This window comes from Tardiphaga sp. GW822-FHT04G09 (assembly GCF_058800725.1).
Genome location: NZ_JBXAMO010000021.1, coordinates 12,486 through 31,873, shown reverse-complemented (window position 1 = coordinate 31,873; position 19,388 = coordinate 12,486). Strand labels below are relative to the sequence as shown.

Annotated in this window: 16 protein-coding genes; 15 read left to right on the top strand and 1 reads right to left on the bottom strand. The window is 61.9% G+C overall.

Features of this window, described 5'->3' with window-relative positions; all coding sequences use genetic code 11:
• Nucleotides 1-315: 315 nt before the first annotated feature.
• From AC1RLZ_RS25660 to AC1RLZ_RS25635, 6 genes are all read left to right on the top strand, one after another.
• Nucleotides 316-594: a hypothetical protein gene (locus AC1RLZ_RS25660; RefSeq protein ID WP_493190924.1), complete on the top strand. Its 279-nt coding sequence runs from the start codon at nucleotides 316-318 to the stop codon at nucleotides 592-594.
• Between the two features lie 290 nt (nucleotides 595-884).
• On the top strand, nucleotides 885-2,336 hold the full coding sequence (locus tag AC1RLZ_RS25655) for an MFS transporter (protein WP_493190923.1): 1,452 nt from the start codon (nucleotides 885-887) through the stop codon (nucleotides 2,334-2,336).
• Complete coding sequence (locus tag AC1RLZ_RS25650) at nucleotides 2,336-3,862, top strand: FGGY family carbohydrate kinase (protein ID WP_493190922.1); 1,527 nt, start codon at nucleotides 2,336-2,338, stop codon at nucleotides 3,860-3,862. Before AC1RLZ_RS25655 ends, AC1RLZ_RS25650 begins: the two co-directional genes overlap by 1 nt.
• 15 nt (nucleotides 3,863-3,877) lie before the next feature.
• Nucleotides 3,878-5,551: a glycerol-3-phosphate dehydrogenase/oxidase gene (locus tag AC1RLZ_RS25645; protein ID WP_493190921.1), complete on the top strand. Its 1,674-nt coding sequence runs from the start codon at nucleotides 3,878-3,880 to the stop codon at nucleotides 5,549-5,551.
• Between the two features lie 3 nt (nucleotides 5,552-5,554).
• Nucleotides 5,555-7,096 carry an FAD-binding oxidoreductase gene (locus AC1RLZ_RS25640; RefSeq protein WP_493190920.1) on the top strand — a complete coding sequence of 514 codons (1,542 nt, stop codon included), beginning with the start codon at nucleotides 5,555-5,557 and terminating at the stop codon, nucleotides 7,094-7,096.
• A 15-nt stretch (nucleotides 7,097-7,111) separates the two neighbouring features.
• Nucleotides 7,112-7,696, top strand: coding sequence for a glycerol-3-phosphate responsive antiterminator (locus AC1RLZ_RS25635; RefSeq protein ID WP_371423116.1), 585 nt, complete (start codon nucleotides 7,112-7,114; stop codon nucleotides 7,694-7,696).
• Between the two features lie 119 nt (nucleotides 7,697-7,815).
• On the opposite strand, the gene AC1RLZ_RS25630 is transcribed toward AC1RLZ_RS25635, so the two are convergent.
• A complete protein-coding gene (locus AC1RLZ_RS25630) occupies nucleotides 7,816-8,970 on the bottom strand; it encodes a LacI family DNA-binding transcriptional regulator (RefSeq protein WP_493190989.1) in 1,155 nt (384 codons plus the stop codon).
• A gap of 197 nt (nucleotides 8,971-9,167) precedes the next feature.
• Here AC1RLZ_RS25630 and AC1RLZ_RS25625 point away from each other — a divergent pair, with 197 nt between their 5' ends.
• Genes AC1RLZ_RS25625 through AC1RLZ_RS25585 form a run of 9 tightly spaced genes read left to right on the top strand, consistent with a single transcriptional unit; the run spans nucleotide 9,168 to nucleotide 19,336 of the window.
• Nucleotides 9,168-10,247, top strand: coding sequence for a maleylacetate reductase (locus AC1RLZ_RS25625; protein ID WP_493190988.1), 1,080 nt, complete (start codon nucleotides 9,168-9,170; stop codon nucleotides 10,245-10,247).
• Nucleotides 10,244-11,611, top strand: a complete 1,368-nt coding sequence (locus AC1RLZ_RS25620) for an amidohydrolase family protein (RefSeq protein WP_493190919.1) — start codon at nucleotides 10,244-10,246, stop codon at nucleotides 11,609-11,611. The genes AC1RLZ_RS25625 and AC1RLZ_RS25620 overlap by 4 nt, the downstream gene beginning before the upstream one ends.
• Nucleotides 11,608-12,525, top strand: coding sequence for an NAD(P)-dependent oxidoreductase (locus AC1RLZ_RS25615; protein WP_493190918.1), 918 nt, complete (start codon nucleotides 11,608-11,610; stop codon nucleotides 12,523-12,525). The genes AC1RLZ_RS25620 and AC1RLZ_RS25615 overlap by 4 nt, the downstream gene beginning before the upstream one ends.
• A 9-nt stretch (nucleotides 12,526-12,534) precedes the next feature.
• Nucleotides 12,535-13,419: an intradiol ring-cleavage dioxygenase gene (locus AC1RLZ_RS25610; protein ID WP_493190917.1), complete on the top strand. Its 885-nt coding sequence runs from the start codon at nucleotides 12,535-12,537 to the stop codon at nucleotides 13,417-13,419.
• A 59-nt stretch (nucleotides 13,420-13,478) separates the two neighbouring features.
• Nucleotides 13,479-14,879 (top strand): FAD-linked oxidase C-terminal domain-containing protein, encoded by a 1,401-nt coding sequence (locus AC1RLZ_RS25605; protein WP_493190916.1) that lies wholly within the window; start codon nucleotides 13,479-13,481, stop codon nucleotides 14,877-14,879.
• Nucleotides 14,876-16,414 carry a sugar ABC transporter ATP-binding protein gene (locus tag AC1RLZ_RS25600; RefSeq protein ID WP_493190915.1) on the top strand — a complete coding sequence of 513 codons (1,539 nt, stop codon included), beginning with the start codon at nucleotides 14,876-14,878 and terminating at the stop codon, nucleotides 16,412-16,414. The genes AC1RLZ_RS25605 and AC1RLZ_RS25600 overlap by 4 nt, the downstream gene beginning before the upstream one ends.
• Nucleotides 16,407-17,357: an ABC transporter permease gene (locus tag AC1RLZ_RS25595; RefSeq protein ID WP_493190914.1), complete on the top strand. Its 951-nt coding sequence runs from the start codon at nucleotides 16,407-16,409 to the stop codon at nucleotides 17,355-17,357. Before AC1RLZ_RS25600 ends, AC1RLZ_RS25595 begins: the two co-directional genes overlap by 8 nt.
• A complete protein-coding gene (locus AC1RLZ_RS25590) occupies nucleotides 17,354-18,328 on the top strand; it encodes an ABC transporter permease (protein ID WP_493190913.1) in 975 nt (324 codons plus the stop codon). Before AC1RLZ_RS25595 ends, AC1RLZ_RS25590 begins: the two co-directional genes overlap by 4 nt.
• Before the next feature lie 36 nt (nucleotides 18,329-18,364).
• Complete coding sequence (locus AC1RLZ_RS25585) at nucleotides 18,365-19,336, top strand: sugar ABC transporter substrate-binding protein (RefSeq protein WP_371423126.1); 972 nt, start codon at nucleotides 18,365-18,367, stop codon at nucleotides 19,334-19,336.
• The last annotated feature ends 52 nt before the right edge of the window (nucleotides 19,337-19,388 follow it).

Here is a 19,388-nt window from a genome sequence, read left to right as displayed (position 1 = left end):
GTGTAGCCCGCCAATCAACCCGCCACATCCTTCTGCTGATCCTGTTCCGCCCGTCGTTCAGTCGCCGGCTCTGCTTCATGAAGCGGGCGTCTCGATCCACACCTTGCCGCGCGGGCCGATCGGCGTCGTATCGGTGATCACCGGCCGATGCATCATGAAGTTTGGCGGGCGTGCGCTTGATCGCGGACTTCAGAGCCGTGTGCTTTTGCTTCGAGGTCGTGTCCCAACCCGTTGCATGTGGCTGCCCCTGTGGCACGATGAGGCAACAGCCGGCATTGGGTTTGTGCACAAATGATATTTGAGCCAATTCGATTGATGCCTGATGCACCCGGGCAAACCCCGGCGAAGAACCGCACGATCTTTTCTCTCCTGGCGGCGATTAGATGGGTCCAGCGCTACGTCGACAGCGAAGCCAAGACTACACCGCGATGGGCGAAGCTGATCGCTGTTTTGAACGAGGCGACCCTGGGGAAAATTGAGCCGCCCGAAGTTCGAACGGCGCTCCATGTCGCCTTGATGGCTGAAGGGTGGGCGATGCCGGACGAGCTTGAGCAACCCGATGTATTCTCGTCTACGCATACGGACCTCCCGTAGAGCTGGCCGGAACGTAACCGGGTAACGCTGCGGCTTGATGCGTGACTGAATCCCCGAACATGGCTAGCGAAGCTGGTCATCATCAGACGTCAGCTCTCTTCGCGGATCGCGCGCGCGTCTGCGCCGCGCCGTTCAACTAATTTGCATTGACGCGTTGACACCTTCAGCAGGTCGCCCTAGGTTGCCCGCACAGAAGCAAGATTTAAGACTGTCTGTAAGATGGTCATCTTGCACGTCTATACTTTGCTTTGACCTCCCTTACAGATCAAAATTCTGGGGAGGAAAGCAAAATGAAATCAACAACAATGAAGCTGCGTGGCGTGGACGACATCCTGTCGTTCATCGATTCACGCACTGGTATCAACGGCCGTGCCGGCGTCATCTGGTGGCTGGCCCTCGGCGGGCTTTTTCTTGACGCCTTCGCCAATTCCGCTTTGAGCGCAGGCCTCGGGCCGATGACCCGTAACCTCCAGCTCACGGCTGCGCAGGTTGCTCTACTGACATCCTTTGCGTCCTGGGTCGCCATCGCGTTCAACCCGATCGGTGGCTGGATGGCCGATCGCTGGGGGCGTGTGGCGCCTCTTGTCACTGCGAAGGTGCTGGCGATCGTCGGCGCCTTGCTGGTGGTCTTCGCGTCGAATTTCGAGACCATCATCGTCGGACGTTTCTTCGTCGGCGCCGCCTATGGCATCGATTTCGCAATCGCGATGGCCGTGCTCGCGGAATTTACGCCGGCGCGCCTCCGAAGCCGGCTCAATACCTGGCAGGGGATGTGGTACACCGCGGTTTGTACCAACCTGCTACTCGCGCTGCTGTTCTTCTCATGGGACGTAGGTGACACGATCTGGCGTTACTCGGTCGCTGCGACGGCCATTTTCGCCATTGCGATCCTGATCCTGCAGTACTCTTTCCTGGTCGAGAGCCCGATCTGGCTTGCGCGCAAGGAGCGTCTGGATGAAGCGGCCGTGGCCATGACCCGCATCTACGGTCAGACCTTCGTGGCTGCTTCGGTCGCAGAGCGCATTCCGGTCCTGAATCAGGCACGTCGCGGCTTCGCGAATGTCGCGCTGATCTTCCGCGGCGTCTATCTCCCGCGCACGATCCTTGCCGCCACGGTGCAGATTGGACAGTCTATCCAGTATTTCGCTGTCGGCTGGTATCTCCCGCTGATCAGCGCTGCGCTGTTCGGCAAGGACTTCATCTATGCGACGCTCGGTGCGCTGATGTTCAACGTATTCGGCATTTTCGGCGGCTTCCTGTCGCCGACGATCGGGCGGGTGTTCGGGCTGCGCATCGCATCGGCCGTGGGCTTTGCCGCAGTCTTCGTCATGCTGCTGATCCTCGGCCTGTTCAGCGACAAGATGCCGATCTGGCTGGCGGCGATCGTGCCGTCGCTGTTCATCCTGTTCCACTCCGGTGGCCCAGGCGCGAACGGCAAGAGCCTGTCGTCGCTGTCGTTCCGCAGCGAACTTCGCGCCGGCGCCAATGGCGTGATCGGTGCTTTGGGATCGATCGGTGCTGCGCTGGGACTGCTGGTCTTCCCGCTGTTCCGTGAATGGTATGGTCTCAACCATACGTTCCTGATCCTGTCGGCCGTTCCGCTGATCGCGAGCATCATCTGCTTCTCGATCAAGTGGGATCCGACGCGGACCGCCATCAATCCGGATAACGAGGCAGGCGCGCCGCAATTTGCCGACGATGCACCTCCTGTCAGCGCCGCGCTGCAGCCGTCCAAGTCCTGATGACCGGTCAGCTCAAAAACGTGATCCTGGCGATCGACGAGGGAACGTCCGGCACCCGTGCCGCGACGGTCTCCGCCGACGGCGACGTGTCTTGCCTCGAATATCTGTCACTTGAGGTCGACACGCCGCGACCGGGCGTCGTCGAGCAGGATGCGAACGCAATCCTCGAGAAAACTGTGGCGGCCTGTCGCGCGACCATCGCGCAGGCCGGGCAGGCGGGATTGCGGATCGTCGCATTGGCGATCGCCACCCAGCGCGCGACCAGCGTGTTATGGGACAAGAACACCGGGCGGGCACTTGTGCCCGCCATGGTCTGGCAGGACACGCGCTATGCCAGCGAGTTGAACAAACTTGCTCCGGCCTGGGATGCAACTCTTGCCAGGCAGGTCGGACGCGCAGGCGGGGTTCGCTCGCCCTATCTGTGGGCGGCGCGGCACATCCGCGATACCGCGGAGGTCGCCAAGGCCTTTGCCGAAAAGCGATTGTGTTTCGGCACGGTCGATACCTGGCTGCTGTGGCATCTGTCGCGCGATCGCATCTATGTGACGACGCCCACCAATGCCACATCGGCCGGCGCCTACGTGCTGGCCGAGCATCGCTATCAACGCGACTGGCTCGATGCGCTCGCATTTCCACAGGAGTTGCTGCCCGAGCTGCGCTCGGATGCGGACGATCTTGGACGGACCGATCCGGCGCTGCTCGGAATCGATGTCCCGATTCTGGCAAGCATGGGTGACCAGCATGCCGGTGCGATCGGTCTCGGATGTCTTGATCGCGGACAGGCCATGTGCATCCACGGGACCGGCAGCTTCGTTGATCTGATCATCGGGCCGGAACAGCCGGCCAAAGCGGGCCTGTTTGCCGGCACCACGACCATGGTCGCGCGCCGCAGGAACGGTCAGTCGCAATTCGCCGTCGAGACATTCGCGGCGACGACGGGATCCGCGCTCGACTGGGTTTGCGAGAAATTGCATTGGTTCGAGAGCGCGACAGAGATCAGCCGGTTCGCCGCAGAGGTCCAGTCGTCGAATGGCGTGACCTTCATTCCCGCGCTCACCGGCCTGCGGACGCCCGACATGCAGCCCAACGCACGCGCATCGCTGACCGGGATTTCGATGGCGTCGACGCGACCCGAAGTCGCCTATGCCATCCTCGAAGGGATCGCGCATTCCGTCGCGAGCTGTCTCGAATCCGACCGTGACATGTCGGGAGTCGATGTCGCCGAACTGATCGTCGGCGGCGGCTTGTCGGCCAGCGATCCATTGTTGCAGATGCAGGCGGATCTGATCGGCGTGCCGATCCGACGCAAGCCGAATACGGCGCGTGCGACATTGCGGGGAGTGGCCTATCTCGCAGGTTCGTCCGGTCTGTTCTGGGACGACATCCCGCGCAGCAAGGCATTCGCAACTGAAGAACAGGTCTTCGAGCCGAAAATGGCGACCGATATGCGGGCCGAACGTCGCGCGCTGTGGCATGCGCGTATCAAATCCGAACTCGAACATGCCGAAGCGTTCGGGGCGTACTAGACGGAACTATAGACCATGAACTTTTTTCCATCGCTGAAACCCAATCGCGAGCGCGCCGAAATGACCGGTGTGACGCCTTTCGCCTTCGTGCGCAGCGAACATCTGGCACGGCTGGAGAGTGATCGCTTCGATATTCTCATCATCGGCGGCGGCGTGACCGGAGCCTATGCGGCGCTGGATGCGAGCCTGCGCGGCTTCCGCGTGGCGCTCGTCGAGAAAGACGATTTCGCGTCGGGAACATCCTCCAAGTCGTCAAAGATGGTTCATGGCGGCCTGCGCTATATCGAGCAGGGCAATCTCGGTCTGGTGCGCCATTCGTTGCTGGAACGTCAGCGGCTTCGGCGCAACGCGCGGCATCTGGTGCAGCGGTTGCCGTTCCTGTTTCCGATCCTCGAAAAGGACGGCGTCTTCGACAAGCGCTTCGCTCGGGCATTCGAGAGTCTGCTGTGGACATATGATCTCGCCGGGGGCTGGCGTGAGGGCATTCTGCATCAGCGTCTCAGCAAGGCGGAGGTGCTGTCGCATTGTCCGACCTTCAAGGACGACAACCTGATCGGAGGGTTGATGTATTTCGACGCGCGCGTCGACGACGCGCGTCTGACGCTGAACCTGGCGCGGACGGCTGCCTATCACGGCGCAGCGATCGCCAATCATACGAAGGGTGTCGAGATCACCCGCAGCAATCATGGCAAGGTCACCGGTGCCGTCGTGCAGGCCGATGGGCGTGAGATCAACGTCCGTGCCGCAGCCGTCGTCATGGCTACCGGCGTGTGGCTGCGCGACTGGAGCGGCATCAGGAAGGGCGAGGAACGCAAGCTGGAGATCCGTCCGGCAAAGGGCGTCCATGTTGCCATCCCCTGGCTGAAGATCCGCAATGACTGCACCGTGACGATCCCGGTGCCCGGCCGCAGCCGGCGCGCCACGATCACACGCTGGGGCAACGTCTCCTATCTCGGCACGACCGATGAGGACTATCAGGGCGATCTCGATGACGTGCATTGCACGCGCCAGGAACTCGACTTCCTGCTCGAAGGTGCCCGGTCGGCACTAAAGACGGATTTGGGACCCGAAGACGCCGTTGGCAGTATCGCAGGATGCCGGCCGCTGGTCGCGCCGCCCGGTGGCAAGACGCTGGAGATCAAGCGTAATCACAAGATCCAGATCGCGGATGACGGACTCATCACCATCGTCGGCGGCAAGCTGACGACTTCACGGCATATGGCCGAGCAGACCATCGACGCCGCGCAGAAAGTGATCGAGAAGAGCGGGAAGTGCCAAACCAAGAAGGCCTATCTGCTCGGCGCCGCCGGCTATGACGCGCAAGCCATCACCGCCACAGGCGGTATGCAGGCACATCTCGGCGAGCGCTATGGCACCGAGGCGCGCTTCGTCAGCGATATCCTTCAGGCCGATCCTGCCTCTGCCGTGCCGATCGTCGAAGGCCTGCCGCATAGCGAGGCCGAGGTGATCTATGCGGTGCGCCATGAGATGGCCGGCACCGTCGATGACGTGCTGTCGCGCCGCATGCGTGCCCGCATGAATGCACGCGATTCATCGGCGTGCGCGGCCGTGCGCGTCGGCCGGATCCTGCAGTCCGAACTGGGACTGTCCGAACAGATTGTTGCGCAACAGGTAGCCGACTACACGGCCGGTGTTGCGCGCGAGAAATCCATTCTTCTGGGAGAGTAGAAAATGCTGAGCAAAGATGCCATCCGTCGCGGTTACAATCGCGGCAAATACGTTGTCGGCGCGCATACGCCACCGGCCTATGTCGCGCGCGTCAAGGAGACGTCGTCAACGCCCGGTTTGCAACGCGATCCCGTCGCCGTCGGTCCCGACATCATTGCGGCGCTGCGCAAGGCGGCGGACCACGTCATCACCGAGACGCCCGATGTTGTGGCCTGGACCCGCGACTGGTGGGCGGGATCGATGATGACCGAAACTGCCGGGAAGCCGGCAACGCCGAACGCGGTCGTCGTCCGCGTGTCGTCCGTTGCGCAGGTGCAAAGCGTGATGCGGATCGCAAATGACGGCGGCATCCCCGTGACGGTTTCCGCGGGGCGCAGCAACGTTACCGGCGCCGCATTGCCAGTCCGCGGCGGTATCGTGCTGGATCTCTGTGACCTCAGCAAGCTCATTGGCTTCGATGAGCAGAGCCAGATCGTCGAGGTCGAGGCCGGCATGTTCGGCGACGTCTTCGAGAACACGATCCAGCGCGACTACAAGATGACCATGGGCCATTGGCCGTCGTCCTTCGGCATCAGCACCGTGGGCGGCTGGGTCGCTTGCCGTGGAGCCGGACAGCTCTCCACGCGCTATGGCAAAATCGAGGATATGGTGTTCGGCATGGACGTCGTGCTTGCGGATGGTCGGCTGATTACCGTCGGCGGCTATTCGCGCGCAGCCGTCGGGCCGGATCTGCTGCAGTTGTTCATCGGTTCGGAAGGCACGCTGGGCGTCGTCGTGAAGATCCGGTTCAAGCTGCACAGGCTGCCGGACTACGGCCGTGCCATCGCCTATAGCTTCAAGACCTTCGCGGTCGGCCTCGAAGCCTGCCGGCAGATCATGCAGCGCGGGGCCAATCCGGCAGCGCTGCGGCTCTATGACGAGCTTGAGAGCGGCGTCCAGTTCGGCATGCCGAAGAGCAATGTGCTGCTGATCGCCGATGAGGGCGCGCCCGAGATGGTCGATGCGGTGATGGCGATCAGCGAAACAGCTTGCGCAGAGCTCGGCGACAAACTGGGCAGCGAGGCGATCCTCGAGCGCTGGCTCGACACCCGCTATCTCACGGGCAAGAGCGCGGAAGGCTTCACGCCAAGCCCGGGCTTCGTTGCCGACACCCTGGAAATGATCGGGCCATGGCGCGATCTGCCCGCGATCTATGACGAGGTCGTCAAGGCCATCAATGCCGTTCCAGGCACGCTGGCCGGTTCGGCGCATCAGTCGCATGCCTATGTCGATGGTGCCTGTCTCTACTTCTCGCTGCGCGGCGAGGTCGAGGTGGAAAACCGGCAAAAGTGGTACCGTCAGGCGTGGGATGCGGCCAACGCCGTCATCATCAAATATGAAGCGACGTTGAGTCACCATCACGGCGTCGGCCTGCTTCGCGCGCCCTATATGGCGGATTCGTTGGGCTCGGCATTTTCGGTGCTCGAAACGGTAAAGGCGGCCTTCGATCCGAAGAATATCCTAAATCCCGGGAAACTCGGATTGAGTGACAAAATCAACGCGTAACTTTAGATTGAGGCCATGGACAAATCTCTGGCCTTGCGCCTGACAAGGCACCCCGTGATTGCAACGCTTTATGGCGCCGAGCTCGTCGAGGAATTCCTCGGCGGCGAAGCGGAGATAGCGATCGTTGCCAATTTCGAGTTGCGAAAGCTCGGGGCGGTCATCAAGGCACTTGTCGATGCCGACAAGTATCCTGTCGTGAATATCGACAGCTCCGATGGTCTGTCGCAGGACAAGGGCGGCATCGACTATCTCGTCGAGATCGGCGCTAAAGGCGTCGTCTCGACGCGGGTGGCGACCATTCAGCGCGCGAAGAAATCAGGGCTGGTTGCTATCCAGAAAGTCTTCGTGACGGATCGCTCGACCTTTCCGAGGAGCGTGGCCGCCCTCGGGCAGAGCGAGCCCAATCTTGTGCAGCTGATGCCGGCGCCGATGCTGTCCTACGTGCCCGCCCAGCATCGAAAAGCAATGCCGCCGATCATCGCATCAGGCTTCATTTGCGATCGCGGTCATGTGCTGGATGCCATCAAGAACGGTGCTGTCGCGGTATCGACCAGTGATGAAAAGCTTTGGCGGCTGAACGGAAAAGCGCTCCGCGGCTGATGGCTGCATGCCGAGGGGGATAGTGGGCCTCGCGTGTTGCGAACGTTCTCTTGGACGGCAAATTCGGATCAGTCGCAGGCGCCTTTCGATGCCACCGCCGCAGAGGGTATCAGGTTCGCTCAGCTTTGTCGGGACCGTATTCTGACTTCTCCTTTGGCCGCGTCAGAAAAATCTGACGGGCGTGTCCTGGCCGGCAGCTTGATCGCAGCGACAGAATCCCGTGCGAGTAAAACCGGCTTCAGCACGATCCGATCGTTCTGAACCGGCGTCCCCTTGATCATCGCAATAAGGATGTGAGACGCCTGCGTTCCCAGCTCCGCAGTCGGCGTACTGATAGTCGTCAGCGCCGGTGCGATCGCATCCATGAAAAGCATGTCGTTCATGCCGACCAGCGAGATGCTGCCGGGACACGAAATGCCCCTGTTTCTCATGTGCCGAAGGCAACCCACGGCCAGCATGTCGTTGCCCGCCACAATCGCCGTAATATCGTGGTTCTCCGCCAGCAAACGTTCGCATGCGAACTGGCCTTCCTCGACCGTAAAGGCCTCACCGAAAACGGCCGTTGGCACAACTCCGTCTTGAGCCAAGGCTTTGCAAGCGCGCCGGAAGCCGCGATAGCGGTGATAGCCCGTCGAAACATTCTGAGGGCCGCCGACATGAGCAATATGCCTGTGTCCATGTTCGGCGAGATGATGGACCGCCAGTTCCATTGCCTTGGCGTCATCGACCCGGACGCTCGGAATGAATTCGCTTTCAGGATCGCGAAATACTGCGACGACGGGGATATTGGCCTCGACGCAGGCCGCGATACCAGGATCGTTTCGCTCGAAGGTCGCGACGATCAGCCCCTCGACGCCTTGCTGGATGAAACGATCGATCAGCGCGGCCTGCCGGAGCGGATGGTTGTCGGTATTGCCGACGATCGTGACATATCCAATCTCGGCGAAGCTGTCTTCGATCGCGCGAACAATTGGCGGATGCACGGGGTCGCCCAGATTTGAAACGATGACGCCAACGGTACGAGACCTTTGCGTGCGGAGTGCCGATGCCATGGCATTCGCGCGGTAGCCGAGTTTCTTCGCGCAGGCCTCGACGCGTTCGATCATCTCCGGCGAGATCAGGTGCCGTTTCTCGGGATTGAGACCGCGCGAAACGGTCGACCAATGAACTCCGGCGCACTTCGCGACATCAATGATCGTCTTGCGCGACGACCGCTCCTGAAGGGCGGGGGATGACTTCTTGGTGTTCTTGGTGTTCTTGGTTTTTTTGGGCATCGCCATCCAGCTGCTCGCGCGCATCATCGTGTCCGCTAACGATCACGTGAGAATGCCTCATCTTGCACAGGATGACAAACGTGTGCAGAGTTTCTTGACAAACGTGTGCACGAGAACAATGGTAGCGAAACTCTGCGGCACTTCTTGATGCAACGCAGCAAAGACGCGCCTAACGGCGTCGACGATCAGGGATGGAAATGGTGGAGAGCTTCGTCTATCAGGCGGCGCCCATGCGGGTCGTCTTCGGCTCGGGGCGGCTGGCAGATCTTGCCGCCGAGCTCGACCGACTCGGCGTCAAGCGCGTGCTGGTTCTGACCACAGCCCAGCAAAAATCTCACGGCGAGCAGATTGCCGCTCTGATCGGTAACCGCGCGGCGGGCGTCTATGCGGGCGCCGTGATGCATACGCCGGTTGATGTGACCGAACTTGCAATGCAGCAGGTCAGGTTGCTCCAGGCGGACGGCATCGTCGCGGTGGGTGGTGGGTCGACCATCGGGCTCGGCAAGGCGATCGCGCTGCGGACGGACCTGCCGCAGATCGTCGTGCCGACCAGCTATGCCGGGTCCGAGATGACGCCGATCCTCGGTGAAACCCGCGAGGGACTGAAAACCACGCAATCGAGCCCGAAGATACTTCCCGAAACGGTCATCTATGACGTCGATCTGACGCGCACATTGCCGCCTGCCTTTGCGGTGACGTCGGGCGTCAATGCAATCGCTCACGCTGTCGAAGCACTCTATGCGCGCGATGCCAATCCGGTCGTGTCGTTGATGGCGGAAGAGGGTATCCGCCTGTTCGCCGGCGCGCTGCCGAAGCTCGCGGGTGGTGAGGACGACGCGACGGCGCGCGATGATGCCCTGCGTGCCGCCTGGTTGTGCGGGGCTTGTCTCGGCGCCGTCGGCATGGGGCTGCACCACAAGCTCTGCCATACGCTGGGCGGCACGTTCAATCTGCCGCATGCCGAGACCCATACGGTGATCCTGCCGCATGCGATGGCCTATAATGCTCCCGCTGTGCCGGTCGCAGCAGCTCGTGTCGCGCGCGCACTTGGCGCCGGACAGGCCGCGCGGGGATTGTTCGATCTCACGCAGGGCCTCGGCGCCAAAGTCGCGCTGCGCGATCTGGGAATGCCGAAGGACGGCATCGAGCGCGCCGCCGATCTTGCCGTCAGCAATGCCTACTGGAATCCGCGGCCGCTGGAACGCGATGCCATCCGCGATCTGATCGCGCGGGCCTGGGCGGGCGAGCCTCCTGTCGTTGAGGAAACAGTGCGATGACGGCGATGCGCACGCTCATCAAATCCGCGACGATCCTTTCGATGGATGATGCGATTGGCGATCTTACGCTGGCGGACCTGCTGGTGGAGGGTGATCGCATCGTTGACATCCGGCCGGGCCTCGATGCGGGTGATGCGGAGATCATCGATGGTCGTGGCCGCATCGTCATTCCCGGCCTCGTCAATGCGCATATGCATACGTGGCAGACTGCCTTGCGCGGCTTCTCCGCGAACTGGACGCTGCCGGAATATTTCCGACGCATGCATGCAGGACTGGCCACGGTCTTCCGTCCCGAGGATATCCATATCGGCACGCTGATGGGGGCGCTGAACCAGATCAATTGCGGTACCACCACGCTGGTCGACTGGTGTCACAACAACCCAACACCTGCGCATAGTGATAGCGCCGTCGCGGCGCTGAAGGAAAGCGGCATCCGTGCCGCCTTCTTCCACGGCTCGCCGAAACCGGAGGCGGCGCCTGGGCAGCCGCACTTCTCCGAGGTTCCGCATCCGCGCCACGAGGTCGAGCGCTTCCTGGCAGGGGCACTGTCCAACCGCAGCGACCGCGTCACGCTCGGGCTCGCGATTCTTGGTCCACATTACTCGACCATGGATGTTGCCATCCATGATTTCGAACTGGCGCGTGAGTTCGACCTGATTGCCTCGATGCATCAGGGCGGAGGCCCGGCCAAGACGCCAGGGGGCTGGGCGAGGCTGATCGCAGCCGGTCTCGTCGGTCCCGGCATCAACATCGTGCACGGCAACGATCTGCCGGACGATCTGCTGCGCCAGCTTGTCGATCTCGGCGTGTCGTTCTCGGTCACCCCGGAAAACGAGATGAATCAGGGCCACGGCTACCCGATCACCGGGCGGCTGTTGAAGCTGGGATCACGGCCATCGCTTGGCGTCGATCTGGAATCGGTCCTGCCCGGCGACATGTTCAACGTGGGTCGCATCGCGCTGTCGATGCAGCGTGCGCTGGACAACGCCGAGAGTCGGCAGGCCACGGGCGCCATCCCCGCCGCCACGACGATCACGACGCGTGAGGCATTGCGCTGGATCACCATCGAGGGCGCCCGCATGCTCGGGCGTGAGGATAGTATCGGCTCGCTCACACCAGGCAAGAAGGCGGATCTGGTCGTCATCAATGCCACCGACCTTAACCTCTGGCCGGTCCATGACCCGGTTTCCACGGTCCTGATGCAGTCCAGCATCGCCAATGTCGAGGCGGTCATGATCGACGGCGTCTGGCGCAAGCGAGGCGGACGCCTGCTGGCGGAGAACCTCGATCACAAGAAGAATGAACTCGAGCGATCAGGCATGCGCATCGTCTCTGAGATCGAACGTCAGGAGAGAGCGGCATGACAGTTCCGTCCAAGGATCAAGCACAGGCCGTTGCCTGGATCGGTATTGGCAAGATGGGCTTGCCGATCGCGGGCCGTATGGTGGAGGCCGGTATCCGCGTCACCGGTTACGACCCGGGCCAGCAGCGCATGGTGTTGGCACGGCAGCTTGGGCTTCAGACCGCCAGCTCGGCCGCAGACGCTGCGGTGAACCACTCCATCATCTTCACATCGCTGCCAGACGATACGGCGCTGCGGGCGGTGTTGCTCGGGCCTGACGGGCTGCTGAACAAGCTGACACGTGGTGCGATTCTGATCGAGACGAGCACGGTCAGTGCCGAAATATCGGCTGAAGTCGGTGTCGCGGCTGAGGCAAGGGGCGTGGCCTATCTGCGCGCTCCGGTGTCCGGCAACGCAGCCATCGCGCATACCGGCGCGCTGACCTGCTTCGTGTCCGGGCCGCGCGACGCGTTCGATGCGGTTCAGCCGGTGCTGGCGACGTTCACCCGCGCGCAAACCTATCTCGGCGTGGCTGAAGAGGCGCGATTTGCCAAGCTCGCGGTCAACCTGATGATCGCGGTGTCCGCCGGAATGATGGCCGAAAGCCTCGCGCTGGCGCGCAAGGGTGGGATCTCCTGGCCTGATATCCTCAAAGTCCTGGACGACAGCGCGGTCGCCTCGCCGATGGTCAAGTACAAGACGCCGCCGCTGGCCACGCGCAACTTCGATTCCACTTTCTCGTGCCGCCAGATGGCCAAGGATCTCGACCTCATTATCGGCGCCGGCCATCACGTCGGCGTGCCGCTGCAACTCGCAGCGCAGGTGCGGGAAATCTACGGATCGCTTGTTGCACAGGGCGATGGCGAATCCGACTTCATTGCCACCGTGCGCTACGTCGAGCGACTTTCGGGTCTCGGCGAGCCGAAGCTTGGGTGAGGAAAGGCCATGCGGAATTTCAACGAGAACACCATTACCGACGCGGTACTGGATCGCATCACGGATGCCGGACAGCCGCGGATCAGGCAGATCAGCGAGGCGCTGGTACGTCATCTGCATGCCTTCGTCTGGGAGGTTCGGCCAACCCAGCGGGAATGGGAGCAGGGCATCGAATTCCTGACGCGCACCGGTCACATGTGCGACGATAAGCGCCAGGAGTTCATCCTGCTTTCGGATACGCTCGGCGTGTCGATGCTGGTCGATGCCATCAATCATGGCGCCGAGGATGGCGTGACGGACACGACCGTGCTCGGGCCGTTCTTTGTCCAGGCAGCTCCGGAGAAGAAGCTTGGAGACGATATCTCCGGCGGCATGGAGGGCGATCCGATGATCGTGACAGGCTCGGTCTCGACACCGGACGGCAAGCCGATCGCAAACGCCACGATCGACGTCTGGCACTCGGACGACGACGGTTACTATGACGTCCAGCAGCTCGACAAGATCGGCGATCTGGCGATGCGGGCGCGGTTTCGTGCCGATGCCGAGGGCCGTTTCCGGTTCTGGTCGATCAAGCCGGCAGCCTATCCGATCCCGCATGACGGGCCGGTCGGCGATATGCTCACGGCTCAGGGGCGTCATCCGTGGCGACCTGCCCATGTTCACTTCATGATCTCGGCGCCTGGCTTCGAGCAACTGGTGACCCATGTATTCGTCGCCGGCGACAAGTATCTCGACTCCGATGTCGTCTTCGGCGTCAAGGATACGCTCATTCGCGAATTCGTCCGGAAAGATTCTGGCGAAGCTCCCGACGGGCGCATGCAGAACACGCCATACTATCATTTGAACTACGATTTTGGTTTGAAGCCAGACGCCAACAAGGCGCATGCTGTGTAGCTAACAATGCGCATCAAGGGCCGCAGAGCCTGAGCGCTGATCTGGAAGGGGAGGATGCTATGGGAGCGCCAGTGAGCGCCGAGACGGCGGTGGTCCGTCTGAACGAGATCATCGGGGCGCGTGCGACGATCGCACGCGGCGTGCTCGATGATCACGGCCGGAGCGAGGCCTATCACGCCAGCCGTCCGCCGGATGTCGTGGTGTTTCCGGAAACCACGCAGGAAGTCGCCGAGATCGTGAAACTCTGCGGTGAGTTCGGCATGCCGGTCATTCCGTTCGGCGCGGGCACCTCGCTCGAAGGCAATGCGGCATCGGTCGCTGGCGGCGTCTGTATCGATTTTGCGCGGATGAACCGCGTGCTGCGGGTGCATGACAAGGACCTCGATGTCGTCGTGCAGCCTGGCATCACCCGCAAGCAACTCAACGCGCATCTGCGTGACACCGGATTGTTCTTTCCGATCGATCCCGGCGCCGATGCGTCGATCGGCGGCATGACCTCGACGCGTGCGTCCGGGACCATGGCCGTCCGCTACGGCACCATGAAGGACAATGTGCTGGCGCTCGAAGTCGTGCTGCCGGACGGGCGGGTGATCCGCACCAGCCAGCGCGCCCGCAAGTCATCGGCCGGTTACGATCTCACGCGGCTATTCGTCGGCTCCGAGGGCACTCTCGGCGTGATCACCGAAATTACGCTGAAGCTGCATCCATGGCCGCAGGCGATCTCGTCCGCCGTCTGCAGTTTCGGGCGGCTCGACCAGGCGATCGATGCCGCGATCGAAGTGGTCCAGTCGGGCATCCCGGTCGCCCGGATGGAATTGCTGGATGAGGTCATGATGCGCGGCATCAATGGCTATTCCAAGCTGGGCTATCGCGAGGCGCCGACACTGTTCTTCGAATTCCACGGCACCGAGGCGAGCGTAGCGGAGCAGGCCGAACTGGCCGAGGCGATCGCCGCCGAACATGACGGCCAGGGCTTCCAATGGGCGCGTGCGGCGGAAGACCGGACGAAGCTGTGGCATGCCCGTGACAACACGCTCTATGCCGGCCTGAGCCTGAAGCCAGGCGCCAAGGCCATGATCACGGATGTCTGCGTGCCGATCTCTCGGCTGACGGAATGTCTCACCGAAACGCGTCGCGACATCGATGCCAACGGACTGATTGCGCCTGTCGTCGGCCATGTCGGCGACGGGAATTTCCATCTGCTGATCCTGATCGATCAGGACAATGCCGACGAAGTCGCGCGCGCCAAGGCACTGCATGCGCGGTTGGTGGCGCGGGCGATCGCGATGGAGGGTACCTGCACCGGGGAGCACGGCATCGGCACCGGAAAGATCGGATTCCTTCAGGACGAGCTCGGCGATGCCGTCGATATCATGCGTGGCATCAAGGCCTCGATCGATCCGAAGGGAATGATGAATCCCGGAAAGATATTCCTGCCCAACATGGCGGTGCAGTCATGATGCTTGCCGAACAATCCGAAGCGCGCGCCGTGCCCGCTCAGTCCCCACCACCACTGCTTGAACTACGCGGCATCTCCAAGGACTTCCCGGGAGTGAAGGCGCTCGACGATGTGTCGTTCTCGGTCTGGCCCGGCGAGGTGCACATGCTGCTCGGCGAGAACGGAGCAGGCAAATCGAGTCTGATGAAGGTGCTGTGCGGGGCCTATCGTGCCGACAGCGGCTCATTCCACTACAACGGCGAGACAGTCGAGATCGCGTCGCCGGCCGATGCGCGAAAGCTCGGCATCGCCGTCATCTTCCAGGAATTCTCGCTCGTTCCCTATCTTGACATTGCCCAGAACATTTTTCTCGGGCGTGAGCCGGCAGGACGTGTTCCCGGCACCATCGATCGCAAGCAAATCCTGGCCGATGCCAGGCGTGTGCTGGATTCGATCGGCTTCGACATAGACCCGTCGATCCGGATCGAGAAGCTGGGCGTTGCCCAGCAGCAGATGGTGGAGATTGCGAAGGCCATCAGCCAGAACGCGCGAATTCTCGTGATGGACGAGCCGACGGCGGCGCTGTCCGATCGCGAGACGGAATTGCTGTTTGCGCTGATCGCGCGGCTCAAGGCGGACGGCGTCGCCATCATCTACATCTCCCACCGCATGGCGGAGGTGTTCTCGCTCGGTGACCGCATCACGGTGCTGCGCGACGGGCGCAGGATCGACGAGGTGAAACCCGGTGCCGTGTCGTCGGACGATCTGGTCCGGATGATGGTCGGTCGCAGTGTCGATATGAGTTACCCGCGGACCTTCGCCCAGATTCCCGGCAAGGTCATGCTCGAAGTGAAGGGTCTCGCCTCTGCCTCCGGCATTGCGGGCATCGACCTGGTGGTGCGGCAGGGCGAGATCGTCGGGCTGTGCGGGCTTGTCGGCTCGGGGCGCACCGAAGTGGTGCGGGCCATTTTCGGGGCCGACAAGGCGACGGCGGGACAGATCCTGTTCGGCGGCCAGGAGAAGTCCGGCGGTCCGGATGAAGCGGCCAGACTGGGGCTCGCGCTGATTCCGGAGAGCCGCAAGGCCGAAGGTCTGGCTCTGATCCGCTCCGTCGGAGACAATCTGATCGTTTCCGCGCTACGCAAGATTTTTCCGCGTGGCCTCTTCGACCAGGGGAAATCCAGGCAGGTCGCCAACGATCTGATCCGGCAGTTGAGGATCGCGACGCCATCGGACAAGCAGGCCGTGGGTCTTCTGTCCGGCGGCAACCAGCAGAAGGTCGTCATCGGTAAATGGCTGGCGGCCGGCGCCAAGCTGTTCATCTTCGATGAACCGACACGCGGCATCGACGTCGGAGCCAAAGCCGAGATCTTCGCGCTCATCGACCGGCTGGTCGCGGATGGTGCCGCTGCGCTGATGATCTCGTCGGAACAGGCGGAAATCTGCTACGTCTGCGATCGTGCCTATGTCATGCGCGACGGGCGGATCGCGGGTGAACTGGCTCGCCACGAACTGAGTGAGGAAAACATTGTGAAGCTGGGGATGCATCATGCGTGAACAAGCGATGGTATTGAACACCAATCCGCTTCAGCGGATTCCCGGCGTTGCCGTCATGCTGGTGTTGCTATGTGTCGTCTTCAGCCTGATGACGCCGGGCTTCCTGACGGTGCCGAACATTTCCAACGTGCTCGTCCAATCGACGATCCTGTTGATGCTCGCGCTGCCGATGACGCTGATCATCATGACCGAAGGTCTCGACCTGTCGATGGGGGCGGTCTTGACGCTGACCTCGTTGATCGTGGCCATCGTCGCTTTGGCCACTGGCTCGTTGCTGCTCGGCCTGCTTGCGGCTCTGGCCGTTGGAATCGCGTTCGGGACGATCAACGGCTGGCTGGTGGCCGTTGTCGGCATTCCCCCCTTTGTCGCCACGCTGGGCACACTCGGGATGGCGCAGGGGCTCTCGCTGATCGTCAGCGATGGCCAGAGCGTTGTCGGCATGCCGGCCGCCGTTCGGGGCGTCTATTCCGGAACGCTCGGCGGCGTTCCGCTTCCGATCGTGCTGGCGCTGGGAAGCTACCTTGCCTTCCACGGATTGCTCTACCACACGCGTTTCGGGACTTATATTTTCGCGCTCGGCGGCAACCGTGAAGCGCTGAAATTCGCCGGCATTTCGGCGCGTCGCTTGCTGATCCTGGTCTACGCACTGGGGGGCGCGATGGTTGGCCTCGCCGGTCTCCTGATGACCGCGCGCATGAACTCCGGGCATCCAACCGCTGGCCTCGGTCTTGAGTTCGATGCCATTGCAGCGGTCGCCGTCGGCGGAACATCGTTCGAGCGCGGCAATGGCTGGCTGCTCGGTACCTTGCTCGGCGTGGTCACCGTAGGCGTGTTGCGCAACGGATTGAATCTGCTGGCGCTGCCGTCTTCGATTCAGGTGGCAAGCGTCGGCTTGCTGGTGATTGCAGCGTTGTTCGTCGATGGATTGCGGAGCCGATCATGACCGATATCTCAAAGCCGATCACGGGCGGCAGAATGTTGCTCTCCGACGAGATGATTCAGGTGTTCTATCGCCTGCTCGCCGCGTTTTTGATCTGTGCGGCGCTGACCATCCTGACCAATTCGTTCTTCAGTCTCGGCAACATCCTCAACGTCCTGCGTCAGGCGAGTCTGCTGTTCTTCATTGCGTCGGGTCTGACTCTGGTGGTGCTGACAGGTGGCCTCGACCTTTCGATCGGTGCCAATGTCGCGATCTCCGCCTGTATTGCCGGAACGGTGATCCACCAGACGGGTTCGCCGACCTTGGGGGTCTTGACGGGCATCGGCGTTGGTGGGGCGGTGGGGATGCTGAACGGCGTGATGGTGACGGCGCTGCGGATTCCATCCTTCATTGCGACCTACGGCATGCTGTGGGTGCTGCACGGCGTCACCTACTGGTATATGGGAGGCGAGACCATGCATGGCTTTCCGGCTGGCTTTCGCCAGATCGGGAGTGGCTATTTTCTCGGTCTTCCGATCCCGGTCTATCTGCTGCTGGTGTTCCTCGCTATCGGAACCATTTTCGCGCAGCGCACCACGTGGGGACAGGAAATCTATGCCATCGGCGCCAACCCGGTGGCCGCGCGATTGTCGGGTATTCCCGTCGCTCGCCGGCTTCTGCTGGTCTACACAATGTCGGGGGCGATGGCCGGGCTCGCCTCGATCATCTTTCTTGCGCGGCTCAATTCAGCCGAGGCTGACATCGGCGAAAGCCTGACACTTCCAGCGATTGCCGCGGTTCTGATCGGGGGCACCTCGCTGTTCGGTGGTCTCGGAACAGTGTTTGGCACGTTCGTCGGCGCACTCATTTTGACCCTGGTCCTCAATGGCATGAACCTGTTGTCCGTCAACGCGAGTTGGCAGCCACTGGTGACCGGCGTCATCGTCATTCTGGCAGTATGGCTGGATATGAAAACACGGCGCCGTGCGGCGTAAGTGTTCGATCTCAAAAATATAACGGAGGGAACGACTATGAAGAAAGCTTATGGCGCGCTTGCTGCACTGCTCCTGACGACATCACTCTCATCCCACGCATTCGCCGACGGTGAGACGATCGCGGTGTTTACGAAAAACCAGACCAATCCGTATTTCCAGACCGTGCGGGTCGGGTCCGATGCGGCCGCCAAGGCGATGAAGGCAAAGACGCTGCATTATATCCCGACAAAGCCTGACAGCATTCCGGAGCAGCTCAGCCAGATCGAGGACGTGGTGGTGAAGAAGCCGTCGGCGATCGTCTTCATTCCGGTCGACTACAAGGCGATGGTCCCCGGCGTCGAGAAGATCAATGACGCAAAGATCCCGGTTGTGAACGTGACGGATCGTTCCGCCGGCGGAAAGTTCGTCGCCTTTGTCGGCGCCGATGATTACAGCCTCGGTCTCGAGACCGGGCGCTATCTGCTGAAGACACTGGGCGGCAAAGGCAATTTCGTGATCATTGAGGGTGTCAAAGGTTCCTTGACGAGCATCGACCGCGTCCGCGGCTTCAACGACGCCTTGAAGGAAAACCCGGGGGCCAAACTGCTTGCGTCGCAGCCGGGCAACTATCAGCGGCTGCAGGCGCTTCAGGTCATGGAGAATCTCATGCAGTCGAACACCCAGATCGACGGTGTGTTGGCTGCTAATGACGCGATGGCGATCGGCGCGATCGAGGCGCTCGATGGCGCCAACCGCAAGGCGCAAGTGATCGGCGTCAATGGCACCAAGGAGGCGATCGACGCGATCAAGGCCGGCAAGTTGCTGGCGAGCGGCGACTACAACGGCTTCATGCAGGGATGTCTCGGCATGATGATCGCCATTCGGTCGCTGCGGAATGAGCCGGTGATCAATGAGATCGTTCTCAAGCCGACGGTGATCGGCAAGGAGAATTATCAGCCCTACGACGTACCGCTGGAATCGCGGACCTGCCCGAGCTGGGACGAGGCTGCGAAGCTCGGCACCAAATAACGTCTTCGACACTTCAGGACGGTCGCCGCAGGTCGGCGGCCGTCTTCTGCTT